Origin of the sequence: Lacrimispora sp. (assembly GCF_046972725.1) — a bacterium.
Classification (GTDB): Bacteria; Bacillota; Clostridia; order Lachnospirales; family Lachnospiraceae; genus Lacrimispora.
Window position 1 is genome coordinate 458,063 of record NZ_JBKVXF010000001.1, and the last position, 25,166, is coordinate 483,228.

Here is a 25,166-nt window from a genome sequence, read left to right on the forward strand (position 1 = left end):
ACCAATACCGGCACCTTCCTCAGGAATCCGCAAACGTGTTTTTTAATAAGCTAAACCAGTATAGCATAATTATCTATATGATGCAAGTATTTTTTGTACCTATCGTCTAAAGAATGTATACTTTTCAGAATTTTGATTAAAAAGGAGCAGATCATCGTCTGCTCCTTTTTATCGCAATTTATATTTTTATATATCCTTAATATCCCTGCGTTCCGGCATACTCTTCACGGTTCCAGCCTTAATTGCCTTTAATTCATCAAATACCACATCGTTTAAGACTTTGATGTAAGTACCCTTCATACCGGAAGATCTGGATTCAATTACTCCGGCGCTTTCAAATTTACGGAGAGCATTGACAATTACAGAACGGGTGATTCCCACACGGTCAGCAATCTTGCTTGCTACCAGAATTCCCTCATTGCCGTCTAACTCTTCAAAAATATGGGTAATTGCTTCCAATTCTGAAAATGACAGGGTGCTGATGGCTGATTTTACGATCTGCACTTTTCTGGTTTCTTCTGCATTCTCTTCATTGACTGACCGCATCATCTCAAGTCCTACAACTGTAGTGCCATACTCACTTAAAATTATATCGTCAATATCATATTGTGAATCAGACTTGTATATGAACAAAGTACCAAGTCTTTCTCCTGCGATATCAATAGGCGTTATAATCGCCTGATATCTTCTGATATCATCACCGGTAAAGCCCAGCGTCTCCAGATTAACATTTTCTTTCGTTGATAAAATACTGAGCAGACGCTCATTCAGCATTGTATCTACATAGCCACCGACCTGATCTGCGATCAGCTCCTGAATTTCATCAATATCAGGTGTCAGACCTACGCCAAGCACCTTTCCCTTCTTGCTTATTACAAGAATATTTGAATTCAGGATCTCGGTCAGCACTTCACAGATATCGTTGAATACAACCTTATGCGAATTGTTGTTATGCAATAATTTGTTAATTTTTCTAGTTTTGTCCAACAACTGTACGCTCATAGCCGAAAACCTCCTTATGAATTTGTTTGAAAATCCAAAATAAATTTTTAATATATAGATATTAACATTATTATTTTCAAATAACAATAGTTTTTTGAAGATTTTCGATTTTCTTAATAATTATTCTTTTTTCCTTATTTATCTCCACTGTATCCACACTGTTCATTTGAGCACAGCAATTTGCTTCCTTTTTCTACCATATAAGCGCCACACTTTGGACATTTTTGTGTAGAGGGCTTTTGCCATGACATAAAGTCACATTCTGGATTGGACTCACAGCCGTAATAAATTCTGCCTTTTTTGGTTTTTTTAATGACAACTTCTTTTCCGCATTTCGGACAAGGTACTCCAATTTTCTCCAGATATGGTTTGGTATTTTTGCATTCCGGGAAACCGGGACAAGCCAGGAATTTGCCATGAGGGCCATACTTTATAACCATATTTCTACCACAAAGCTCACAGATTTCTTCAGTCACCTCATCGGCAATGGTTACGGATTCCAGTTCTACAAGCGCTTTATCGACTGCATCTTTTAAATCCGGGTAGAAATTCTTTACCACTGTCTTCCATTGAACCGAACCGTCACCAACTTTATCGAGAAGATATTCCAAATTAGCAGTAAAGGTAATATCGACAATACTTGGGAAACACTTTTTCATCATTTGGTTGACAACTTCACCAAGTTCTGTCACATAAAGGTTTTTATTTTCCTTCGCCACATACCGTCTGGCAATAATCGTGGTAATAGTAGGTGCATAAGTACTGGGACGACCGATGCCCTGTTCTTCCATTCCTTTTACCAACGACGCTTCTGTAAAATGGGCCGGAGGCTGAGTGAAATGCTGGCTGCTTTCAAGCTTCTCCAGATTCAGTACACTGCCTTTTTCCAGATTTCCCAACAAGACATTTGCTTCTTCTTTTTCATCGTCCTGTACATAAACGGACATAAAGCCATCAAAGGACAATTTGGAAGCAGAAAGAGAAAAAGAATATGCACCAGCGCCAACTTTTACAGAAGTGGTCTGATAAACAGCGGGCTGCATACGGCTGGCGGCAAATCGTTTCCAGATCAGCTGATAGAGTCTGAATAAATCTCTCTGCAGGGATTCTTTTACCATTACCGGTGTTAAGGCAATATCCGTAGGGCGAATGGCCTCGTGGGCATCCTGAATCTTTACATTGCTCTTTTTGCTTTGCTCACCTTTTGCCACGTATTGACTGCCATATTGTTTTTCAATGTACTCTCTTGCTGCTGCATCTGCTTCTTCTGCGATTCTGGTAGAATCTGTACGAAGATAAGTAATAAGACCTACCGTTCCATGTCCGGCAATCTCCACACCTTCATAAAGCTGCTGGGCCAGGCGCATGGTTTTCTGAGTTGAATAATTAAGTACTTTGGATGCTTCCTGCTGCAGGGTACTGGTCGTAAATGGTATGGGAGCTTTTTTCACTCTTTCTCCATGTTTGACTTCCTCCACCTGATAGGTCTGATTCTCAAGTCCGCTGAGAATCTTATCCAGCTCCTCTTTGGTGCGAATGACTATCTTGCCGTTCTTATCACCATAAAACTTCGCCTTAAGGATCTTTTTGCTTCCTTCCTGCTTTAAGTCAGCATCCAGATTCCAGTATTCTTCCGGAATAAATGCATTGATTTCTTCTTCCCTGTCGCAAATAAGCCGGAGTGCCACAGACTGAACTCGGCCGGCACTCAACCCTCTCTTGACTTTTGCCCATAACAAAGGGCTGATCATATATCCAACCATACGGTCCAGAACTCTTCTGGCCTGCTGGGCATCCACCAGATTCATATCAATAGCTCTGGGAGTCTTTAATGAAGTTTTTACAGCGTTTTTCGTAATTTCATTAAAACTGATCCGAAATACCTGTTTTTCTTTTAATTCATCCAGCTTCAGAGCTTTCATCAGATGCCAGGAAATGGCTTCTCCTTCGCGGTCAGGGTCCGTTGCAAGGTAAATCTTATCTGCCTTTTTTACTTCTTTTCTAAGCTTGGCAAGAATATCTCCCTTTCCCCTGATTGTTATATATTTAGGTTCAAAATCATTCTCTACATCAATCCCCATCTGACTCTTAGGAAGATCCCTTACATGACCGTTAGAGGCATCTACTTCATAGTTCGTCCCCAGGAACTTTTTTATCGTCTTTACCTTTGCCGGTGACTCTACAATTACTAAACAGTTCGCCATACCAAACTCCTCGCCTATAGTTTCTTACCATAATATTGATGGGATGTCTGCAAAATGAGACCGTTCAATTCCAACTCCAAAAGGGCACTCATACATTCGCTGACAGACAATCCGCTTAAAGATACAATCTCTTCGAAATACTTCGGTTGTAAATCTAGGCAACTATACACCATTTTTTCTTTTTTGGCAAGCCCGTTCTTATTTTTTTCATGAACTCTTAATATTTTGCTGTTTTGCAATTTAAAATATCCCAGCACGGAATCAGGGTTTAAAATCACCTCTGCTCCATCGGAAATAAGCTGGTTGCAACCGGCACTTAAAGAATCCGTAACCCTTCCGGGAAGGGCAAAGATTTCCTTTCCCTGTTCAAGTCCCAGATTGGCTGTAATGAGCGAACCGCTCTTTTCTCTCGCTTCAATTACAAGAATCACATCCGATAAGCCACTGATGATCCGGTTCCTCATCGGGAAATTACGAGGCTTCGGGGCTTCATCAGGTACAAACTCCGAAATAACTCCGCCTCTTTTCTGCATCTGTTCAAATAAACCATAGTTTTCTCTCGGATAACAGATGTTGATTCCACAGCCCAATATTCCATAAGTATCACCGCCTGACTCCAAAGCGCCCTTGTGGCCTGCTCCGTCAATTCCTAAAGCAAGCCCGCTGATGATCTGAACGCCTGATGCTGAAAGTTCTCTTGCCAGATAGGTTGCCATCTGCTTTCCGTAGTTGGTACAGTCTCTTGCTCCAATGATTGCCGCTGAGGGCCGTTCTTCATCCGGGAGCCTCCCTCTAAAAAATATTCCCACAGGATATCCGTAAATTTCCAGCAGACGCTTCGGGTATCCGGCTTCATCAGATGTAATAAAATTAATTCCCTGATGCTCTAATTCTGCCAGTTGCCTCCGGTAGAAATCTATATTTGATTTGCTTTCCTCAAACACGGATACATCGGATTGCTTCAAAAGTCCAAGCCTCTGTAATTCCTTTCCTTCTATATTATATATCCTTTTATAGCTGCCCATATAATCATGAAGTTTTTTAATGCTTACTGCACCAATAACCGAAACATGACAGAGCCAATACAAATATTCTTTTTCTTCATGATTTTCCATAGACCCCTCCCCAGTATTTTCCCTCCAGACTGCGCAGCCCGGCCGCCTCTGCCAGATGTCTTTTCATGATTTTCTCAGAACCTTCCAAATCTGCAATCGTCCTGGATAATTTGAGTAATTTTTCATAACTTCTTGCACTAAGTCCCTGAGTTTCATAAATCTTCCGTAATAATGCACGTTCTGCTCCATCCATGACGCAAAACCTGTCGATTTCTGCCTTTTTCATGGAACTGTTAAAATATATTCTTTTTCCCTGATATCGTTCCGCCTGAATCTGTCTGGCCGCTTCGATCCTCCTGCGGATTGACTCAGATGTTTCTCCTGTGGACTTTTCCTCCAGTTCTTCATAGGTGACAGTTCTGGACTCTGCACATATATCAATCCGGTCTAAAAGGGGCTTTGATATTCTGCTTAAATATTTATTAACCTGCTGTTCAGAACATCTGCATTTGCTCCGGTCGGGATAGAATCCGCAGGAGCAGGGATTCATAGTTGTATTATATCTATGCGGTTATTTTGTTGTCGTATATTGTTAAGTTTCTTCTATATATATAATCCATAGATTAATGGAAAACCGACAAGTTGTTACATTTAACATTTTGTATCTATTAAACTGGGACAGGGGCTTTCTTATTTCTTGAATACTCTTTATTCCAATTGTTTTTTGTACTGCTCCATACTTCCTGATCACCAATTTGGGCTTTAATATCTGCATTTTCCAGTGCCCTTGCTACAATCGGAGCTATGGTATTTGCCATTTTCTCATAATCAAAAATACCGGACAATGCTGCATTTAATTCAGCCGATACGCCTGCCTTAAAATCATAAGAAGGAACATCGTATGAAACTGAAGCTTTTGTATCTACCATATCAAAGAATTGTCGGTTGACACTATATGTAGTTCCAACATCAGGAGCAACGATGTTTGCAATATCAAATGCCTTGGATACGTTATCTGCCCATAGCGCTATCAAGCTTTCGGAGGATTCCATATTGTCAGATAGACCTACATTAAATCCAGCAACCGTGAAGCCACCAAACTTTGCAAACAATTGGGACGGCGAATGAATATCAAGCAGATCGGTAAACCAGTTCTTAATATTACCAACCCAGGTACTTATTACTCCTCTGCTACTATCTTGATTATTCTTAATTCCGTCATTTAATCCCTGCACTATAAAACCACCAAATCCAGCAAACACAGTAGATGGTGAATGAATACCCATAGCAATTTGAAAAGGATCAGTAATACCTACTTTAGCAAAATTTCTCATAATACCAGGTGTACTGGATTTCTGTAACTCTTCAAACTTCTGCTTAAGTCCTTCATTAGAATAAGCTGCCCAACCGGAACCCAAGTTTTGCAAATCATTGTTTAGAGATTTTCCACCTTCTAATACTTTCTTCGCCCCAAATACTCCGGCATTAAAGAATTTTGTGGTATTTTCTTCATTCTGTAATCCACTTGTTACGGCATCTGTAACTGTATTGGCGGTACTATTCGCTTCTGCTTTTCCTCCATCACCAATGGCTTTTACCAGCAGCTTTCCTCCATCATAAGATACTTGGTATCCTTTTGATTCGTAATCCGCTTTTACTTTAGCCCAAAGTTCGTCATTCATGGTACTTACGGCTTCCGGTACACCATTCATTCCACCCTGTCCAAACTGAACAACACCTTTTTCTCCAAGGTCATACATATCTTGGTCCGTGTTCCCATAAGCTTCTATAATTGACTGATATAGTTCTATGGCAGCTTCCCCAACAATTTGCTTACCGTCAACAAATATTCCACCAAGATCATCAATAGCCTTTGATGCGTCAATCGTAACTTTTCCAAAATTCATTGAATTAACGGTATCTTCTAATTCTTTATATTTCTGCTTATGTCCATCTAAAACTTCATTGGCTGTATTATATGCAAGGCTAGCATCTTCCACTGCTTTTTTTGCATTGTTTTGTGCTTCTGTAGACTTTCCTAATTCCTGTTCATAAAAAGCAATCTGTTGAGCTAACTGTTGGGCAATAGATTTATTGCTATCCAATGAGATTCCATATTTATCAAGTAAATCCTTATTTTGAGAATACCATACATTTTGGTCTTCGTAACTCCCTGTAAGACTATCCATTGCATCTTGCAAAGTCTTCATTTTCTTTTCATTGTTTCCATACTGCTTTTCAGATATGGCCAATTGTACATTTGCCTCAGATAATGCAGCTCCATATTCTTCTACTACCTTTTGATAAGCCATCACTTGGTAATATTCTTGTTGCTTTTCAATTACTTTTTGTATCTCATCTCTTTGAGCTGTATATCGTCCTGTGGTTTTATCAATCATCCCTTGTAACTCGGGAACTTTATCAATCAACTGCTGAGCATAATTCTTTAACTTGTCCTGTTCTGACGATGTAAGAGATGACTGATCTGCAAGGTTAAAATATGCCTCGGTGAGTGCACCTAACTTTTCAGAATCTTGTTCTGCGCTTTCAATGACTTTTTGGCTGCTCTCTGCTACATTGGAAAAAGAATCTGCAGCCTCATTCAATGAATCAGTATTAGAACCTATCTTGTCTTGGAATTCAGAGAACTCATCTGCCATCTTTTTCTTCCAGTTCTGGTTCATTGCAATTAAACCACCTGCAATGGCTGCCAGACCAGCCGCCAGTGCTACATATGGATTTGCTGCCACCCAGCCAATAGCTTTAATAAAGAAATCGTCTAAGACAACGTAAAGTCCGGTAATTCCGGTCTTAATAGCGTCAATGGCTGTTACAACAGTTTGGTATGTTATAAATGTGGTCAAGAACCCTGCTACTGCTCCAGTTAGGAATACAAGCGTATCTTCTGGTATGGCAGAAATCACAGAAGAAAACCCTTTTAACACCAAAGACAAACCACTTACTAATCCAGAAAGAACAGGTGTTAGTAATCTAGCTAATCCCTCAACAAATGCAATCAGCCCATTTCCAATCCCAACTGTCAGATGAGAAAGTGCTTTATACACATCGTCTAAAGCGTCAACAAACTGTTCCCATTTTATCTTCTTCGATAAATTTGTCATGACATCAAGTAAACGAGGAAGTCCATTTCCGATTCCCCATACAGCAATAGGTTTAAGGAAATCATCGTAGAAATCCAACATACTGGTAAAAGAAAGAATTGTTAGCCTTGACAGCTCTTTGTAAAAGTCACTAAGGCTAGTGCGGAGTTTAGACCAATTAATATCTTTAAGCATGGAATTTGTAATATTTAAGAACCTTGCCAGGCCATCTTCCCCTAATGTCCATGTTCCTACTGGAACCAAAAAATTATTGTAAAAGTCTTTTAATGTATCTGTACTAAATTCTCCAAATTCTTTAAATCCTTCAATCCATAGGCGTTTCATTGCATCCCTAGTAGGCTCCGCAATATCCCATATTTTCTGAAAAGCATCTTGAATTTGATCAGCCATTTTTTGTGCAGAGTTTTCCATATTGGAAAAAGCGTCATCCCAAGCCTTTTGATATTCTGAAAAGGCATTTAAAAAGGCATCATCAAGCAAACCACTGGTTCCCGCCTTTCCTCCACCACCTTTTCCGGAAGAACCGTCATTAGAACTGATAACATTAAGGTTATCGAATGACTGTAAATTACTAGCCATCTTCTTTGACTTTTTAGCAGCATCATCCATTTTATCAGCTACACCACCAGCCGCATCTTCCAAACCATTCATATCAGTAGCGGCGGCTCCTGTAGAGGCTACCAAAGAACCCACTTTTACTCCAAGTAAATTACCAATCCATGAAAACAATCTTTGTACTGCGATAACTAATGCATTAACATATGGAAGTACTGCAGCAACAATCGGTAAAAAAATGTTTCCGATAGTTCTGGCTAGGTTGGAAAAATTAGATTGTAATAATCTTAATTGGTTTGATGGTTGCTCCAAAGTGTTAGCCAAATCTCCCCATGCATACCGTGTTGAATCAAGAATGATCATTGTTCTCAAAAGAACTTTATCCTGTTGGTTCAAAGCTGATATTTTTGCTTTTATTCCCAGTTCGCTTAACTTCTGCTGTAGATTGGCTTCACGAATATTAACACCGTATTTATCAACGGTTTCACTCATACCAACCATTCCAGAAGCCAGGTTCTCCCAAACGTCTTTAAAATCCATGTTTCTGACAGAAGCAAGATCTGCACCAATCATAGTTAAAGCATTTGATAATTGAAGGGCTGTTTCCGAAGCCACGTCCATAGAAGAAGCCATTTGCCCGAAAGTAGCTTGATAGTTCATGAGCATATCCGGGTCAATTCCCAGACTCAGAGCACCTGTTGAAACAAGATTCCCATTGCTGTCAGCTTGAAACCCTGACATTTTACCTGTTAATTCTTTGGCACGCTCGCTAAATGAGTTTGCATATGCTTCCGCTGAATCATAGCCAGATTGTTTCCATGAACCTACTGCATTATCTGCAACCTGTCCCCAAGCCGCATCAAAATAGTTTAAAGTCTCTATGTAGTCCATGGAAGATTCTGTGGCTTTCCATAATCCCTTTACACCTCTAACCAACATGAAATATTTTGCATAGAGCATACCTAACTGAGAAGCAAGACTTTTTGTGCTATCTTTCGCTCTACCAGCACTATTGGAATATGAATTTAATCCATTTTTCATGGCTTGACTTGCACTTGATACTTTTGAACCGCTAGAAGCCAAATTTGCTAAAGCATTGGTCATTTGAATTAAGTTGTTATTTATTTTAGGCGCACCAGACAGAGTCTGCATCATATCTTTTAAGGCAATTCCAAGTCCTTGAATATTCGGAATCGCATTACCTGCAGCTTTATTTCCCAATTTTGAAATAGATGAAACAAGGTTCTCTAATCCAACTGTATCAAAATTGAGCGCACCTATCCCGTTTAGACCACTTACAAATCTCAAGATTTGGTCCTTAATTGGCTTAAGGTTTGTCGCCGCTTGCGTAGCTTTTGCTCCACCAAGACGACTAATATTATTTACAAGCGCACTAAGCCCTTCTATATTAAAGGTTACACTACCGATTGAATTCATGCTTGTAACAAAACCATGCAGATGGTTTGATATCTGCGGTAGATTCTTTACTAATTGTGTAGAATTTTTACCTCCCAACCGGCTAATTGAGGATACCAATTTATAGAGAGCATCCGGATTAAAATTCAAACTTCCTACATTGTTCATCCCAGATACAAAATCAGCCATACTGGTTTTCAAAAATTCCAGATTTTGTGTTGCTTCTGTGACAGAGGACCTTCCTAATTTTGAAATGGAATTTGCAATATTAGTCAGAGTATCCGTATCAAATTTCAGATTTCCAATACCGCTTATACTATTCGCAAAGATTTCCATAGCGTGAGCCGTATTGCTCACTCCCTGAACATCGACTGCTGCAAGTTTATTAAGCCCTCCGGTCACTCTGGAAAAATCCGCAGTCTTAGTCCGCTCATTAAAGCTTTGTATAGATGAAGCAATCTGATTTATTCCAGAAGCCACCTGACTTGCACCTGACATTTCAATGCCAGAAATAGCAGATTGCAGGCTTAACATCTTCTGTATAAATTTGTCAATTTTGGCATCAGCACTGTTTGTACTGGCATCTATTTGGACTTTCAGATCATCAATTACATCAGCCATGTTTTCACCACCTTCTACACATACAAAAAAAGGCGAGTGAATTTTCGACCATCACTCGCCTTTTGAACGCCTTTTACTTTTATCATTCTCCATACCGTTGAAAAAAGATATGAACTGATTCAATGCTTTTTCTTCTTCAATTCTTTTCTCTTCTTCTGTCATAGGGGTCACCCTTATTGGTTTCTCAAAATACTTACCTTTTTGCCTGCGCTTTACAAACGGCATTGCATTACACACCGTTGCATCTAATGCAGAAGCTACATATTGACCCATAAGCCACATTTCGTCACTACGAGCCTGTTGCTTTTTTCGATGCGCTTCCGCAAACGGCAAGAGTTTTTGTGGATTTAGATGCCAGAATAAATCATAAGGTACACCCATAACCAATGCTTCTGGTAAATACTGATTCCAGATTATTTCGTGGAAGTTGATTTCCTTCTGTGATCCTGTGGAGTCTTCCCGGATTTGGACTTCTGATTCTCCGCCGCTTCGTTCAGCTTGTCGATTACCTTGTCCATTCCGGTTAGTTTGAAAAAACCATCTTCTTCCATGCAATCTCTTAAGAAATTATACATTCCCCAAAAAGAAGCACGTTCATCATCTGGATTTTCTTTAACAAACTGCTTAAACAGAGTCTTAGCTGCCTGTTCACTTTCCACTGGATTGTTTTCCAGTAAGCCGGCATAAAGAGCCACAATAGCTACCTTGGGAATGTCAGAAACCATGTCGGACGTTCCATTCATAACAGCTGCCGCTATGGATATTTTTTCTCCTTCTTCAGATGGACCATTCTTCATGATATAACTGCCGGAAACAACTTTAAATACTCTGTCCACACAATCCTTATACTCTGCAGCTTCAAAGGAAAATTCTACTTTATATTCCTTGCCACCAATTGTTAAAATTTTCATGTCTTATTACCTCCCATTTTTTGTAATTAAGGTTCTTCTGCCGGCTCCGTTGGTTTAATGGCAACCGACCAACCAATTTCGCCAGTAGGAGTAACAGAAACGCTAGTATCCCATGCACTATCTACATCAGAAGCAGCCCAACCCATACGAGCAGGAATACAGGTGAAGAAAAACGCTTTTTCCAACCTTGGATGATAGAACTCCAGCCACATCCGCTTATTTGAGATTTTGGCTATATCATATTTATCGCAGATATCTTCCCACATATCCAAAAATACCTGGGTCATTCCGAAAGTGAGTGCAATCGCTCCGCCTGGATCTTTCAATCCATCAATGTAACGTTTCCAAATCGTGTCGTTGAGAGATGTTACATCATAGGTTCCCGTTTCTGGGTTAAAGTCCGGGATACTCTTAGGGTTAGGCAGATCAGTAAATACTGTGGGTTTTGTTCCGGCGGTTTCTTCGATGGCATACCCAACATGGATACCGGCAGTTGACAAATCTACAGCTTTTCCCATAGGTCATTTCCTCCTTTTCACATAAAAAAAGAACCTCGTCATTAGACGAAGCTCAAAGTTAATTGCTCATATTTTTATATTAAATCGCCCTCGCAATAGGTCCTATGGAACCTTGCAATCCAGCGATATGCTTCTGATGTACTTGATCGGTCCACTTCCAGTGGGCCGTATTTCAAAATAAAACCCAGTTCTGTCATAATATCTGCCACAAGGAAGATTAATTGCTTTGCCTTACTGGAAGAACCAGAGTCATATATGGTAATCTCAAAGTCAGCAGATATGGCGCATTGTTTATTCTGCAGGGAACTGCTTGTTGTCGGCTGTCCCAGGCTTTTGAAATAAAGATAGGGAAAGGCCGAAGGAGTATCATTCCTGGTAGTACCGCTTCCTTTGATGTACTTTTTAAGTGTTTCATCATTGGACAATCTTGTATAAACCAGAGAGGAAATATCAAGCATTACCGGAACACCTCCTTTACAATAGCCGCCACCTGCGTCCGGATAGCCAGGGAAGCATTATACATAGGCATAGTGGCCTTTGTACCATGAGTGTAATGCCACTTTTCATCTTCACCCCAGTAGTACCAACCATCTTCAAAAGCATGAATCTGTCCGGGGAATGTTCCGATTCCATAACCCATTTCGCCAGCTTTTGGATTATCCGAAGGATTATAGAATGAGCCTGCCCCAAACTCAACTAAAAGTAATGTCGAAATGACTCCGTAGTCATTGGACTTTGTTTGCCCTGTAGCGACAAGAATAGCTTTACAACCATCTGTCCTTGGCTCCATTTCCACCCGGAGGGTAATGGTTTTGCCTAACGGGGATTCGCTGATACTTTGTAGGGCTACGGTCTGGCCGGCTTCCGCCAAACGTTGGCATAGCAATTCAGCCTTTCGGTGTAATCCCACTTTGTACTGCTCAAGTTGATTAATGATATCCTGGATTCCTTTTGAGGAGAAGTTTCCTCGGATTATTCGTTTAGCCATATTATATCATTCCTTCGCATCTGTCGGCTCCGTCACAATCACATTAAGTGTTTCAAAACACATTAATGATTTCTTAATGCTTTTTGCATTCTCATTTTTTAATAGATCAGTAGCGTAATCTTTTCCGCCGCCCATATGCTCATCTATCTTATCTTTATCAATACGCATAACAAATTTACCGCCACAATCGCATTTCTCATGGCAATCAAATATTTCAAAAAGTTCTGAGGATTGCTCTTTGTCTGATTCTTGTAGCTTTCCACATTTTTCACAGCGGAATGAAATTTTAACTTTCTGCTTCTTTGCCATTAGCACACCTCCAGCCTACTCTTACCACAACTTATCACCATTGAAAGATATTACAGATTCTGTTTCTTGAACGTTCTCCGTACCTCCGTCTGGCAACTGTTTAATAGCAAAAAGCACGGAATTAATACTCCGTGCCACCTTGACAACCTTATAATCTGCTTCCTTGCCGCCCTCTGGCTTCCGGTCAACAAATATCTGTGACAGTTCATTAATTGGAAGAGTAAGGTCACAGGAGCATATCACTTTATCATAATCGGTATTCACTCCAAACGGTTCTGTTTGGGCTTCAGACCGGGCCGGGGACACATTCGCCCGGAACTTTACAGGGTCCGCATACCCAACCGTATAATCGCCAGTGAGAAGCGGTTCTCCGGTCACTGGGTCATATATTATATTTCCGTCCAAGTCAGTTTCATAGACCGGGATATGCTCTGAATAGAGCTGATAGTATAAAATTCGTTGGTTACGTTTCAGACCTCTCATATAACCTCACCTTTACAAAAGAAAAAGAGAGGACAATACCTCTCTTTACAGTTCCACGTCCTCCATGACTGCTCTTGCTTCCAGAACCGCAATATAATCAGCCATAGCGGCAATCTGCATGTTGTAAGTGCTTCTCGGACAAGTTGGTTTAAATCCTAATACTCCCCTGTCCCAGTTTGCCAACATCATTTTAAGTTTCTGATAACGGATAACAATTTGATAATACTCAGCTCTGAATCGTTCTTTGTAATCAGCACTGTTCATCATTTTCGCTGTATCGTTTAATTCCATTTTGGTCACAATCGTTCTCCCTATATCCTCCCAGACAAATTAAGTATGCCTGCCCACCACCATTACTGGCATACACCCTGCGTCTGACCGGGAGGTTAGCCAGACACGCACCGTCTTAAATATAAGTTATAAACTCTTTACCATAGGCACTACATCAAAATATAGATCATCTTCATTCTGATATCCACGGGAAATTCCGTTCTCAGAATGAGAACTTTGCCCCTCACTTCCTTGTTTAGCCCAATAAAAAACAGCAGCGTCAAAGACCACATCTCTGTACTTTGCTACTGCCGTTTCCTTTTCTGCATCAGTATACCCATACGGATAGCGTTTGGAGCATACCTTACGAATTGCCCGGTTAATGAGAATGAGCAGAACCGGATTGTCCTGTTCGCTCACTTCGTCACCAAAATATGTACTTACATCAGCCAGAATATCTGTTTCCACTCACCTCACCGCCTTTCTTATGCCTTAGCTGTTACTGTAGCGTGGCCTGCCTTTACTGCCTTATAGCTGGAATCACATTCAACAATAGTGATAACCTGCCCTGTAGCCGCTGTAATATCTGTGCTACCGTCCCATGCTGACCATGTCTGAACATTCTGACCATAAGTTACTGCATTAGCGGAAGCTCCTACTTTATACTTATAAGAATTACCACTTGCCTTAGCCGGGGAAACAGTTACTTTAGTGTCACCCGTAGCCGTACCAGCAACGGAATTAACATTCAAAACTCCAAGCGTACCAGAACCAGTTCCAACAGTAGCAATTACAATTCCGTACGGGTCTGGCAACACCGGAATAAACATGCCAGAAGCCTTAGTCCACTTAGCAACAGGGTCCTGTGTGGACCACATAGTCACTGTGACAAACATCTTTTCCAATGCTTCCTGAAATGCTGTATATTCAGCTTCTTCTGGTGTCGGTCCCCAAAGGCCAATACCTGCACTTCCAGAAATATCCGCAGTGTAGATTGTTACCTTGTTTTCATCAAAATATCTTTTATTTGCTTTCAAGCCGTTTGACTTGATATACGCAAACATCTCATCACAAGAAATAACCTGCAGCTTGAATTCTTCCTGCAACATTCTTTGCAGTTCTGCCATTGTTACCAATTTTCCAACATTGATTGCTCCGTAAATGGCAATTTGCATGGACTTATTCTTTCTCATACGCTGAACCTGTGTATCAGAGGTGAGCATGCGATTAGCAATTTTGCCCTGGTCTTTCAGAATCTTTACCGCTCTCTGAATATCAGAGAAGATATCATATTCTGGGTCAGACCAATCACCAAACGTAATCTTCTGTTCAGAAGGGATTCCAAAATCAATAGCCATATCAAGGTTGTTTTCCTTGATTTTCATAATGCCTTGGCTCATTAACTGCCCCTTGGCAATCTTGGTTCTGGTAACAACGCTTTCGGCCAAGCGGCCCATATCATCAAACACCCACTTGATTAAACCGTCATCATCAGGCACACCGTTGGTAATGTACATCTGAAGCTGTTCTGACTGATTGATTTTCTCCTTGATAAAAAGTTTTTCAGTCAGCACCTTTTCGAATGTCGGTCTTGTGCCGATATGCGCTTCGGTATCCAGGGCATGCACGAATGCCGGTGTCGGCAAGTTCTGCCCCTGCATTAGTCGGTAATACTCCGCTTTGAAATGCTGGGTCTTGATATCTGGGAAAATAGTATCCAGAACAGTAGGCCTTGCAACTGCAAAGTTCTGGGCAAAATTCAGTCTTTCATCTACGCTAATAGCGTCCAATACATTAAATGGCATTTTAGCACCTCCGATTAAAATTCAACTTCAGGAGCGTCAAGAATAACAAATCCCTTTGCTTCCAAAGCTGTTTTTGCTGCGGCTGATAATGCAGTCCTTAATCTATTTCCATAGATTCTGCCAGCCTTAATTACGCTGGCCGGACGTTTAGCATCATCAGTCATGTCAACAGTTTCAAATAAAATGCCTGTAGCGTCTCCATCGTTGGACGGGAGTACCGTACCGCCATAAATCAGTTTCTTGGTATCTACAGTTTCTGCCATTTCCCTGGTAACCATTTCGGTTTTCTGTACCAGTCCTATGGCACTTTCCAAAAAGTTAGGGAGTGTTTCTCCCTGAATCACTTTCATATAAGCCATAACTCAATTCCTCCTTAAATTAATGTTCCCGGCTGCGCACCAACAATAGGTGTTACAACAGGCTGTGGATTTTTGTTTTGGGAATACTGCTTTGCATATTCAGCCGCAGCACTTTTCTTGTCTGGGTCTGTGTTTTCCGGTGGGTCTCCTGCACCCGGATTTGGGGTTTTTTCAAAAGTTTCTTTCTGCCACTGGGTCTTATTTGCTTCATCACGTTTGGAAATTCCGGCAACAAAGGCCTCTGCGCTTGTCTTTGCTGCTTCCAGCTCTAAGGCAGATAAAGCACCAATCATTCCTGCAAATTCTTCACCAGATAAATTTGCTTTTGCAAAGATTCCCTCCACAGCTGATTGAGTAAGCTGCTTCTGCAAGTCTGCGGCCGCCTTTTCGGCCGCTTCCCTAGCTTTCTTTTCCTTTTCCAATTCTGTGAGATTTTGCTGTTCAATTTCATCAAGCTTTGTCTGCAACTCTCCAGCTTTTTCGGCTTCCTTTTTCCATTTATCAGCGTCATCCTGAACCTTTTTCACTTCTCCATTGTGCTGGTTCAAATAGCCTGTAATCTGCTCATCGGTCGGTTCAGCAACGCCTAATGCAATCAAATTCTTTTTAGCCTGTTCTCTGGTCATGATAATATCCTCCTTCTATCCACTCTTTTGGTAACGCAGGTCGCACCTGCTGGATTCCGCTATTTGACGGATAGCTCCAAAAATAAAAAAAGAAAAGCTATTCGGCTTCTCCTGTTCCAACTGTTGAATTATTCGATGGATTCTTTAGCAATTCAAATGCTCTTTGCTTTTCTGCTTCAATATCTAACTGCTCTTGCGTTTTAAATAGCGTATCCATGTAGGGTTTACTCATTATCCATACCTTTTCAGGATCACCAAATAAACCACAAGTAGTTAGTGCAATTAGTGGATTTACTTTATTTTTTAATAAGTAATCCAATGCTTGTGCCTTAACAAGCATATTGTCAGTGGAGTTTCGAGTAATTTTTACATCAAAATCCCTAACAGTCAACGGGACATCATTAACAGTCTGCTTGATAATATTAAGCACGATTTGGCAATGTTTTTTTTCTGCTTCAATAATGAACGGTTCGTCAAGTTTTGCCCTCTGTTCTGCAAAATCCCAACCATTTCTAAGATACACCGCCTGTCCTGTATCTCCCCCGGTATTTTGTTGACGGTCTGGCATTCCTTCAACCACAAGGACCTGACGATATACATCATCTTTTGACACTTGGGTCTGTTCCTGATTAAGTTCAGCAGTCATGAGTTTTACTTCTGACTTATTAGCTTGACCTGCATCTTTAACCTGAATTGCTCCCAACTGACTCATCTCTATAAATTCATCTTTTGAAATTTCGCAGTTTTTAAAGAGCATAAATGCCTGAACGAACTGCTCAATGCCATTCATTCTGTCGGACTGAATTTTATTCATCTGGTCCAGAGCAGTAATTACAATCTCAATATCAGACAGCCGGTCTGGGTTGTTAGGATATTCCGTTATTGGAATTCCTTCAAACCCATTAAGACCAGATTTTGTTACCTGCCCATTTTTTATAATGAAGTATTTGTCTACAGAAAAGCAAAGATAATACTGCCGCTCATTTTCGTCTTTTAACTGCTGAATCGAAAGCATATCTCGGCCATCTTCCTGTGAATATACGACAATCGTATTTAACGGCGTGGGAATATGAATCCGGAAAGGGACCGGATTATTCTTATCAGCTTTCAGAGTTGCCTTGTAAGCAGTTCCTACAGAACTTTGCCAAATCCCAAGTTCAATGTCTCTCGCCTGTTTGTGAGCGTCCCTCATATAATCATTAAGAGTATCAACAGCCTTGTTGATGACTTCATCCGTTTTACGGCTTACATACTGAATAGGTTCCCCGTATGTCTGACCTGCTTTGAAACGAACGATTTCCAGAGCATGGTTTTCAACAGTCTTGTTATTAATTTCTGGACGGACCGGCTTTTCTCTGTACAAAATGGGCTGATCGCCCATGTAGTAGTCATGAAGATATCGAATAAATGGTCGATTATAATTCAGGACGCTCACGGCTCTACCAACTACCTTTAGAACATTTTCAGAAGTAATTGCCGAAACACCGGTATATGCCACCTTCCGACCGAACGAACCTTTGCAAAGGTCTACGTAACTCAGCTTATTATTCATCCGCTTTTCACCTTCTTTGGCTTAAAAGTCATTCCGCTGGAACACTTCCATTCCGGGTGTTGTAATTTTCTATCTCTCCAAATAGATTCTTTTTTATTCTGTTCCGATTTTCCAGTTATTTTTTTCATAATTCCACCCACGAAAAATGCGCCCAGCCGAAGCCAAGCGCACATTGATATACTTTTCACTGATACCATATTATCATATTATGAGTGGGAAATGTGGGAATGTTAATAGATCACTTAGAACATATGTTCTTAAATAGCAATTTAACAGGAGTACATGGTGACATACAAAATCTCGCAAATGATAAAGCAAATCAAACCGATTTAATCAGTGTATCAGCCAAAGCAGATAATGCAATATACCGCTTGGGTGAAGGTCGTGTTAGCATGGGGTGGAATGCCGAAACATTATCACTCAACTTTTACGTTGACGGTATTTTTGTCGGCAGATTTATAAAGCCTTAAATGATCATTTATAAATCCATGATGCAGTGCCAAATAATACATAATCAGCAGTTAACGGGACACTTGAATAGACCTCAATATTGCCGTCATTATTTATCCGACACTGTAACGTGTTTTCTGCGGCTACGCAAAAACCGCATATTCTTGCCCCTAGTTCCGAGCGAAATCCGGCTGCTATTGGCCCACCTATTACAACCCAGGTGTACGCAGGTAAAGCAATTCCGCTTATTGCGTCAATAACAATTCGGAAATTTCGTGAAGTGCGTTCGTATTTTATACTGCCACTAAGACCCGAAAGTACAATAAGATCACCTGACGCATACTCATTTAAATTGCTATTTTATCTTCTTTCCTTTTATTTCCTCTTTCTTTCGAACATATATTCGATTATACTGTAATAAATATATGTAGAGGTGATAAAATGGATAGAGTTATTTTTCATATTGACGTAAATTCTGCATTTCTTAGCTGGGAGGCCGTTTATAGACTGCATCATCTCGGAGGTAAATTAGATTTACGTAGTATACCATCCGCTGTTGGTGGAGACATCACAAAGAGACATGGCATTATACTCGCTAAAAGTATCCCAGCAAAAAAATACAATATTAAAACTGGTGAGCCAGTAACCGATGCTTTAAGAAAATGCCCTAGTCTTTTACTAGTACCACCAAATTATAACTTGTACCAAAAATCATCAGAAGCATTTTTGCAAATATTAAGAAAATATAGTCCTTCAGTGGAGCAGTACTCTATTGACGAATCTTTTCTTGATATGACAGGAACACAATCTTTATTCGGTGATCCACTAACAGTAGCAAATGAAATAAAAGAACGTGTATATAAAGAGCTTGGCTTTACGGTAAACATAGGAATATCCAATAATAAAGTACTGGCAAAAATGGCTTCAGATTTTAGAAAGCCAAATATGATTCATACGCTATGGATTGAAGAGATAAAAAAGAAAATGTGGCCACTCCCCGTATCTGAATTGTTTTTCGTAGGTAATGCAACTACAAAAAAATTATTTGGTCTTGGGATAAAAACAATAGGTGAATTAGCACAAACTGATATTTCTATTGTCAAAAGCCATTTTGGTAAGCATGGAGAAGTGATCTGGTCTTTTGCAAACGGAATAGATTTTTCATCAGTTGAACCAGTTCCCCCACCCAATAAAGGTTATGGAAACAGTACTACAATTGCCTTTGATGTAAAAGACTCCCAGACTGCCAAATTGGTACTATTATCTTTAGCTGAAACTGTTTCTGCCAGGCTCAGAGCCGATAACGTAAAAATAAAGGTAATATCCGTAGGCATAAGAGACTACAACCTTGAATATTACAGCCACCAAAAGAAATTAGAAACGGCTACAAATATCACAAGGGAAATATATGAATACGCCTGCCAAATATTTGATGAAGTATGGAATAAGGTCCCTATTAGGCATTTGGGGATACACACAAGTCAAGTCGTAACTGAAGAAACTAGGCAAATAAGCCTTTTCGATAATTATGATTATGAGAAGCTTGAAAAATTGGATAAAGCTATAGATAATATTAGAAAGAAATTTGGCTCTGACTCTGTAGTCAGGGCAAGTTTCGCCCAAATTGACAAAATTGACCATATGAGTGGTGGAATCAGTCGTGAAAAAAGAACTGTTGATTATAATAAGCAAAATGTAATGTAAGGTGAGATTATGGGAACATTTGGTATTGGAACAAATGTAAATAACATAGATAGTGGTGAGATAAGGGGAAAGATGTATCATATTGCTTGCAAAGTCTGGTTTACTGCAAGTTGTTCCCCTATGCCTCTAAGCATTAAATTCGAGGGGGACGATGGAATTATACAGACCGTTTCCGATATTCAAGTAAAATATGCCAATAATAAAAATTATGATGGTATACCATCAAAAGAGTTTTGCTGTGAAGCTATAATTGGCGGAATTCTTCATGAATTTAAATTGATTTTTTACATGGAATCTTGTAAATGGGTTATGGTAATATAACATGATGAATACTGATTATTTTTAGAAAGGCGGTCCGTTATGTGCGGCAGATATTATATTGAAATTGACAATGATGAGTTACATTCTATTATTGCTGCTGTTGAAAGAAAAACAGCCATTAAAACTGGGGAAATATACCCTACTAACATCGTACCTGTTGTATCCCCTACTGGAGACATGACAGCTATGCGATGGGGATTCCCTCGGTTCGATGGTAAAGGAGCAGTCATTAACGCTAGAAGTGAGACTGCTGCCGGAAAACCTATGTTTCGAATTCCCATGATGGAAGGTCGTTGCCTTGTCCCTGCAAGCTGGTATTTCGAATGGGAAAAACGAGGCTCTCAAAAAGTAAAATATGCATTGACTACTTTGGACAATCAACCCGTGTGGATGGCCGGACTTTCAAAGACAGATCATAAAACCGGAGAATCCCTATTTGTTATTTTGACACGTCCAGCTTGGTCTGATATATCGTTTATCCATGATCGTATGCCGGTTATTCTTTCTCCCGATTTCCATGACGAGTGGCTTTTTGGAAATAACCCAATAAGTACAATACAGCACGCAGTAGATAGTTTAAAGTATAAGGAAGCAGAAGTATAAATGCCTGCTCCTTTTTGTAGAGTGGCTTAAATACTTTATTTGGTTTTGTTTTGATCCTCTGGAATTGCTGGAATTATTACAATCATGTTAGAATATATCATTGTTTGTAAAACTTGACCTTTTTGAAAATTGGTGCCAGACATATAAGCACCACTTAGATTAATAGATGATCCATTATAGCGTGTTAAATTGATTATTTTAAGATTATTATCATTACTCATGTGGTTTTCCTTCCTACCACTCTACGATATCATAATATCATAGAACATTAATATAGCAAAGTACTTTTTTAGGCGGGGCCATATATGGTTGCCCGCCTGAATATTATGCTCTAAACTCTACAATATCTTCAATGTTACAATCTAGGATTTTACATAACTTTTCCAACGTACGTGTCGAGCAATGGACATTTTTCTTCATTCGACCGATTTGACCTGGGCTTACCTTAAATTCGTTAATTAACCGATATTGCGTTATCCCTTTTTGTTTCATTGTCTTCCAAAGTTTATCATATGTAATCACAGCATAACCTCCTAGTCTTTTAGAAGTATTATACAACATATATGTATTATGTTTTATTTATTTAGACCCGGATACTGCAGCGCACCGTCCTGATCGGGCGAGAGCGTCACAGGTATTAAAACTCTCCCGGAGCCTGCACACCATTTTTGTCCGTTACATATAATGCGCATTCCAGCGGATGTCCTGCTCTTGGCTCAAAATAATAATTCTTGCCATCAATTACCTGCCAACCGGTAACAGCATATCCATCTGGATTGAAATAGTACCGATGATGATTAATGAGTTGCCAGCATGATTTATAGTAAGTGTTCTTTGAATTAGCATACCACCAGCCGTTTTTGTCCTTATTCCAGCCTGGGGTATATTCTGTCGGCCTATCAACCAGCGTAGCCTTAAATGCGTCCCAGGTATGCTGTGTGTGGTTGTAAACATAAGGATTCGGACAAATCTTCCCGGTCACATCATAATGCCGAATCACATGATCAGCGGGTACGTTGTACTTTGCCATCAGCACCTTGGTCAGTTCAATGGCTGACTGTACCGTAGCATCCTCAAAATACCAGTCCTTGGAATCCGATGCCAGGCTTCCCTTATTCCGCACACATAGCTCAATACCTAAGCTGTTACTATTCCGGCATTCAGGATGCACATACTTCTTTGCTCCGCAATGCCAGGCAATGTTCTTATCCTCAACGGACTGCCAGATTTCACCTGCGAAGCCCACATAATAGTGTGCACTGGCACCGACGTAATGGGAGGCATAATATTTACAGTTTGCTTCTGCCCCACCCAAGGCACCGACGTAATGAATTACGATATACTTAATACGTTCGACGCTGCCATTTGAATAATTATACGGTGTTAATAATTGATGAATCTGCATATCGGTTTCCTCCTATATAAAGAAAAGGCCCAGGAATCACCCAGGCCCGTGAGTTGCGATGTCGCAACAGGTTATTCTATTTTCCCTGTCTGCTTGATGATCTGATTTACATATGTACTCAGACCTGCAACCAGCACCCCCTGAGTAATAGCCGTAAATACTGCCATAGCAACTTCCTGCCCGGTCCCGCAGCTGCTTGTGGCCAAAACATATATCCCACAGAGCACAATACCGACAGCTCCGTTTACAAGTGGAATGTATTTATCCTTAATTGTTTGACTCTGCTTAATTCCAAGCCCCATAAAATAAAGTACTACTGCTACTACAATAAGTTCCGGTTTTACATAATTCATAATCTGTTCCATAATTAATCCTCTCTTTTCTATTTTAAGTTTTGAGCTATCATAATAATAATTCCGGAAGCCAGTGCCCCGGCGATTACATCAATAATTCTGTTTGCAAATGTTCGCTTCATATTATTATATGCCTCCCCGGGCGCAGCCTCCAATTTCGCAATTTTGGCCCCCTGTATTCCCTGCTCCTTAATCATAGCTTGCATGTTGAGAGCCAGTTCCTTGACAGCCAAAACTAACTCCTGAGTTGTCTTTCCCTGTTCTTCCTGATCCCCCATTCGGTGTTTCAGTGACTTTATTTCATGCTCATGGGCTTCCAATCGAACCGCAACCTCCGTTTCAGTCATGGCAGCACCTCCTTATTCTGGATAAATAGCGATCAAATGTCCGTTACGAACTGTAAACGTAGGTGTGACCCCAGGATCGCCCTTATCTCCTTTATCTCCTTTTGGTCCGGTTGGCCCTGTGGCTCCTTTAGGACCTTGTGGCCCGGTCAATCCTGTTGCACCAGACATATCTGTGATGTATGTATAGGAAGATGCCCCTTTTAAGTACAGCTTCGCATTGTCTACATCTTCAACGTTTCCGGTATCAATCACTACAAACTGCCCCGCTCCAACACCATCTGTTGCATACCCTGCATTCATGGCGGAGATGCTGGGATAGGTTTTGGCAATCGCAAATGGATCGCCTTTAGGCCCCTGAATACCCGTTGCGCCCTGATCACCTTTGGCACCCGTTGCGCCTCTAATATTTCCCTTCTTTGTCCATGTACCGGAAACCTTCTGATAAACATCCCAATTACTGGTGTTTAAGTAAAAGTCTCCATTTACTCCCTGTGTAGAGGGGGCAACCGTGCCAGTAAGCCATTTCGCTCCATTTTCCCCTTTATCACCCTTTGCACCAGTGGGACCCACTTCCCCCTGCTTTCCCTGCGGTCCCGCTGGTCCTATGATACTTCCTAAATCTTCTTCTCTTACTGCCATTATTTCACCTTCCTATTCGTTATATTTTGCTATCAGGTGTCCTGACCTTATTTCAAATTCCGGGGTTACTCCGGGTGGACCTTGCGGTCCGGTAATCGCCTGCAGACTTACCAAGTCCCGCCAGTCATTGCTATCCGTATACCTCCACTTGATGTAGGTTCCGTCATTGGTAAATTCCACTTCCCGACCTCCAGCCTCGCCTGATACCCTAATTTTCTCGCCTATCGCCATATCTCCAGCCATGAGTTGCATATATCCAGATTCATAAGACAAACCATTCACCTGCTTCTTCATGGCATCAAGAAGTTGCTCATATAAAGCAGGAGCAGGGGTACTTGGTGTTCCCCCCTGCTCATAACCGGTCTCATGAACCGGTACATAAATCTTATTTGTAGTTATCCGCTGTCCATCATTGTATCCATAGACAGATACTTCAAAGCCTTTGGCGGTGATAACCTCTGCGGGTACGATTGCATCACCTTCGTTGTTTAATGGGACCGTATATGCGTCACTGTTCCCTCCCAAATATCGTTTGAAAACAGCATGCTTTTCCATATTCGCCCAATCTTCTGATGAAAAAATAAACCGGCACACTAAATACTGCATACTCTGGGCTGCCGGCTGTTCAGTATCAGCCCTTATTAACTTCTGCTTATTTACATGAAAGTCAAGTATCACTTAAACACCTCACACTGCCCTAGTTTTTTGTTGCCAGAATCTCTTTTTTCTGATCCTCACTAATCCACTTTTTAATAACCGCATTCGCCAACATAGGAACTGTCAACGGCCCCTTTCCAGCTGCGTACAATCTCATTAATGTCTCAAACATATTTACACCTCCAAATTTGATAAAACTAAAGCGTCAACGGTTGCTCTTAGAGAATTAATTTCAGATGCCTGTTCCCTTACTGTTTCGGTAAGATCAGGAGTGCGGAAATATGCGATCATCACATCAGCCTTTACTTCCGTTACACCGTCCTCCGCTGTGCTAATTACATAATCGGTCTGCTCGGCCAATCTCCCCGCATAGACCAAATCATCACGAGACCAGTCAGGATTTCCAGATAAACCAATCTGGGTAATACTTCCGTTGGCTTTCAAAAGAGCTTTGATTTCATCAAAAGAAGCATCTCCTTTCTGGAAGGAAATACTGCCTCCTGACTCTCCAAGGTTTACACCTGCAGCAACCAGATCAAAGTCATGATCGCCAAATTTGATTTTTTCAATTTTGTTCATGATAATTCCTTTCCGTCCTATTCTGGACAATAAAATAAGCCCCTGTGAGGGACTGGTTTATAAGTTTATTTACTTTAATGTTTTGTACACGTCTTCAATACTTTGCACAACAAATTTCATGGATTCATCTAAGTTTAATCCTTTTTCTTTCGAAATTCTTTCGGCTATTGTCTTGCAGATGGCCACCACCAATGTTAGCAAGTCCAAGGTTCCGCCCGCCATATGTACTTTTGCTTTCTGTTTTACTTTTAAACAAGAAATAAAATTCATTGAATTTCCTCCCAAATAATATTTGTTATTTTTCTACAATCT

32 protein-coding genes are annotated in these 25,166 nt (G+C 40.5%); 4 read left to right on the forward strand and 28 right to left on the reverse strand.

Features of this window, described 5'->3' with window-relative positions:
- Positions 1-186: 186 nt before the first annotated feature.
- From codY to ACLTWA_RS02335, 18 genes are all read right to left on the reverse strand, one after another.
- On the reverse strand, positions 187-1,002 hold the full coding sequence (codY, locus tag ACLTWA_RS02250) for a GTP-sensing pleiotropic transcriptional regulator CodY (RefSeq protein WP_412325917.1): 816 nt from the start codon (positions 1,000-1,002) through the stop codon (positions 187-189).
- A gap of 134 nt (positions 1,003-1,136) precedes the next feature.
- Positions 1,137-3,206, reverse strand: coding sequence for a type I DNA topoisomerase (gene topA, locus ACLTWA_RS02255; RefSeq protein ID WP_412325918.1), 2,070 nt, complete (start codon positions 3,204-3,206; stop codon positions 1,137-1,139).
- Positions 3,207-3,220: 14 nt separating this feature from the next.
- Positions 3,221-4,321, reverse strand: a complete 1,101-nt coding sequence (gene dprA, locus ACLTWA_RS02260) for a DNA-processing protein DprA (protein ID WP_412325919.1) — start codon at positions 4,319-4,321, stop codon at positions 3,221-3,223.
- Positions 4,308-4,811: an ATP-binding protein gene (locus ACLTWA_RS02265; protein ID WP_412325920.1), complete on the reverse strand. Its 504-nt coding sequence runs from the start codon at positions 4,809-4,811 to the stop codon at positions 4,308-4,310. Before ACLTWA_RS02265 ends, dprA begins: the two co-directional genes overlap by 14 nt.
- 118 nt (positions 4,812-4,929) lie before the next feature.
- Positions 4,930-9,975, reverse strand: a complete 5,046-nt coding sequence (locus ACLTWA_RS02270; protein WP_412325921.1) for a methyl-accepting chemotaxis protein — start codon at positions 9,973-9,975, stop codon at positions 4,930-4,932.
- Between the two features lie 51 nt (positions 9,976-10,026).
- Positions 10,027-10,356, reverse strand: coding sequence for a hypothetical protein (locus ACLTWA_RS02275; RefSeq protein WP_412325922.1), 330 nt, complete (start codon positions 10,354-10,356; stop codon positions 10,027-10,029).
- Between the two features lie 32 nt (positions 10,357-10,388).
- A complete protein-coding gene (locus ACLTWA_RS02280; protein WP_412325923.1) occupies positions 10,389-10,886 on the reverse strand; it encodes a hypothetical protein in 498 nt (165 codons plus the stop codon).
- A gap of 26 nt (positions 10,887-10,912) precedes the next feature.
- Positions 10,913-11,404, reverse strand: coding sequence for a hypothetical protein (locus ACLTWA_RS02285; RefSeq protein WP_412325924.1), 492 nt, complete (start codon positions 11,402-11,404; stop codon positions 10,913-10,915).
- A gap of 74 nt (positions 11,405-11,478) precedes the next feature.
- Positions 11,479-11,862, reverse strand: coding sequence for a hypothetical protein (locus tag ACLTWA_RS02290; protein WP_412325925.1), 384 nt, complete (start codon positions 11,860-11,862; stop codon positions 11,479-11,481).
- A complete protein-coding gene (locus ACLTWA_RS02295; RefSeq protein WP_412325926.1) occupies positions 11,862-12,392 on the reverse strand; it encodes a hypothetical protein in 531 nt (176 codons plus the stop codon). Before ACLTWA_RS02295 ends, ACLTWA_RS02290 begins: the two co-directional genes overlap by 1 nt.
- A gap of 6 nt (positions 12,393-12,398) precedes the next feature.
- A complete protein-coding gene (locus tag ACLTWA_RS02300; RefSeq protein ID WP_412325927.1) occupies positions 12,399-12,701 on the reverse strand; it encodes a hypothetical protein in 303 nt (100 codons plus the stop codon).
- 21 nt (positions 12,702-12,722) lie between these two features.
- On the reverse strand, positions 12,723-13,184 hold the full coding sequence (locus ACLTWA_RS02305; protein WP_412325928.1) for a hypothetical protein: 462 nt from the start codon (positions 13,182-13,184) through the stop codon (positions 12,723-12,725).
- A gap of 45 nt (positions 13,185-13,229) precedes the next feature.
- Complete coding sequence (locus tag ACLTWA_RS02310; protein WP_412327165.1) at positions 13,230-13,475, reverse strand: crAss001_48 related protein; 246 nt, start codon at positions 13,473-13,475, stop codon at positions 13,230-13,232.
- A 126-nt stretch (positions 13,476-13,601) separates the two neighbouring features.
- Positions 13,602-13,922 (reverse strand): hypothetical protein, encoded by a 321-nt coding sequence (locus tag ACLTWA_RS02315; protein WP_412325929.1) that lies wholly within the window; start codon positions 13,920-13,922, stop codon positions 13,602-13,604.
- Positions 13,923-13,939: 17 nt separating this feature from the next.
- Positions 13,940-15,259 (reverse strand): hypothetical protein, encoded by a 1,320-nt coding sequence (locus tag ACLTWA_RS02320; RefSeq protein WP_412325930.1) that lies wholly within the window; start codon positions 15,257-15,259, stop codon positions 13,940-13,942.
- A gap of 14 nt (positions 15,260-15,273) precedes the next feature.
- Complete coding sequence (locus tag ACLTWA_RS02325) at positions 15,274-15,618, reverse strand: hypothetical protein (protein WP_412325931.1); 345 nt, start codon at positions 15,616-15,618, stop codon at positions 15,274-15,276.
- A 14-nt stretch (positions 15,619-15,632) separates the two neighbouring features.
- Positions 15,633-16,244: a hypothetical protein gene (locus ACLTWA_RS02330; RefSeq protein ID WP_412325932.1), complete on the reverse strand. Its 612-nt coding sequence runs from the start codon at positions 16,242-16,244 to the stop codon at positions 15,633-15,635.
- 97 nt (positions 16,245-16,341) lie between these two features.
- Positions 16,342-17,796, reverse strand: coding sequence for a phage portal protein (locus ACLTWA_RS02335; RefSeq protein WP_412325933.1), 1,455 nt, complete (start codon positions 17,794-17,796; stop codon positions 16,342-16,344).
- A 227-nt stretch (positions 17,797-18,023) separates the two neighbouring features.
- Between ACLTWA_RS02335 and ACLTWA_RS02340 the strand changes: the two genes are divergently transcribed.
- The 4 genes from ACLTWA_RS02340 (at position 18,024) to ACLTWA_RS02355 (ending at position 20,874) form a co-directional block, all read left to right on the forward strand.
- Positions 18,024-18,266 carry a hypothetical protein gene (locus ACLTWA_RS02340; RefSeq protein ID WP_412325934.1) on the forward strand — a complete coding sequence of 81 codons (243 nt, stop codon included), beginning with the start codon at positions 18,024-18,026 and terminating at the stop codon, positions 18,264-18,266.
- 421 nt (positions 18,267-18,687) lie between these two features.
- Positions 18,688-19,950: a DNA polymerase IV gene (locus ACLTWA_RS02345; RefSeq protein ID WP_412325935.1), complete on the forward strand. Its 1,263-nt coding sequence runs from the start codon at positions 18,688-18,690 to the stop codon at positions 19,948-19,950.
- A gap of 9 nt (positions 19,951-19,959) precedes the next feature.
- Positions 19,960-20,271 (forward strand): hypothetical protein, encoded by a 312-nt coding sequence (locus ACLTWA_RS02350; protein WP_412325936.1) that lies wholly within the window; start codon positions 19,960-19,962, stop codon positions 20,269-20,271.
- A 39-nt stretch (positions 20,272-20,310) separates the two neighbouring features.
- Complete coding sequence (locus ACLTWA_RS02355) at positions 20,311-20,874, forward strand: SOS response-associated peptidase (protein ID WP_412325937.1); 564 nt, start codon at positions 20,311-20,313, stop codon at positions 20,872-20,874.
- A 35-nt stretch (positions 20,875-20,909) separates the two neighbouring features.
- Here the strand turns inward: ACLTWA_RS02355 and ACLTWA_RS02360 are convergent, their stop codons facing one another.
- The 10 genes from ACLTWA_RS02360 to ACLTWA_RS02405 all read right to left on the reverse strand — a co-directional run bounded on the left by ACLTWA_RS02360 (position 20,910) and on the right by ACLTWA_RS02405 (position 25,124).
- Positions 20,910-21,095, reverse strand: a complete 186-nt coding sequence (locus tag ACLTWA_RS02360; RefSeq protein ID WP_412325938.1) for a hypothetical protein — start codon at positions 21,093-21,095, stop codon at positions 20,910-20,912.
- Positions 21,096-21,198: 103 nt separating this feature from the next.
- Positions 21,199-21,435 carry a helix-turn-helix domain-containing protein gene (locus ACLTWA_RS02365; protein WP_412325939.1) on the reverse strand — a complete coding sequence of 79 codons (237 nt, stop codon included), beginning with the start codon at positions 21,433-21,435 and terminating at the stop codon, positions 21,199-21,201.
- A 76-nt stretch (positions 21,436-21,511) separates the two neighbouring features.
- Positions 21,512-22,279, reverse strand: a complete 768-nt coding sequence (locus ACLTWA_RS02370; RefSeq protein ID WP_412325940.1) for an N-acetylmuramoyl-L-alanine amidase — start codon at positions 22,277-22,279, stop codon at positions 21,512-21,514.
- A gap of 71 nt (positions 22,280-22,350) precedes the next feature.
- Positions 22,351-22,644 (reverse strand): phage holin family protein, encoded by a 294-nt coding sequence (locus ACLTWA_RS02375; RefSeq protein WP_412325941.1) that lies wholly within the window; start codon positions 22,642-22,644, stop codon positions 22,351-22,353.
- 17 nt (positions 22,645-22,661) lie between these two features.
- Positions 22,662-22,979, reverse strand: a complete 318-nt coding sequence (locus ACLTWA_RS02380) for a hypothetical protein (protein WP_412325942.1) — start codon at positions 22,977-22,979, stop codon at positions 22,662-22,664.
- A gap of 12 nt (positions 22,980-22,991) precedes the next feature.
- Positions 22,992-23,618, reverse strand: coding sequence for a hypothetical protein (locus tag ACLTWA_RS02385; RefSeq protein ID WP_412325943.1), 627 nt, complete (start codon positions 23,616-23,618; stop codon positions 22,992-22,994).
- A 12-nt stretch (positions 23,619-23,630) separates the two neighbouring features.
- Positions 23,631-24,296, reverse strand: a complete 666-nt coding sequence (locus ACLTWA_RS02390; protein WP_412325944.1) for a hypothetical protein — start codon at positions 24,294-24,296, stop codon at positions 23,631-23,633.
- Positions 24,297-24,315: 19 nt separating this feature from the next.
- Positions 24,316-24,447 carry an XkdX family protein gene (locus tag ACLTWA_RS02395; RefSeq protein WP_394526592.1) on the reverse strand — a complete coding sequence of 44 codons (132 nt, stop codon included), beginning with the start codon at positions 24,445-24,447 and terminating at the stop codon, positions 24,316-24,318.
- A 2-nt stretch (positions 24,448-24,449) separates the two neighbouring features.
- A complete protein-coding gene (locus tag ACLTWA_RS02400; protein WP_412325945.1) occupies positions 24,450-24,854 on the reverse strand; it encodes a hypothetical protein in 405 nt (134 codons plus the stop codon).
- Between the two features lie 69 nt (positions 24,855-24,923).
- Positions 24,924-25,124, reverse strand: a complete 201-nt coding sequence (locus ACLTWA_RS02405) for a hypothetical protein (protein ID WP_412325946.1) — start codon at positions 25,122-25,124, stop codon at positions 24,924-24,926.
- Positions 25,125-25,166 lie beyond the last annotated feature (42 nt).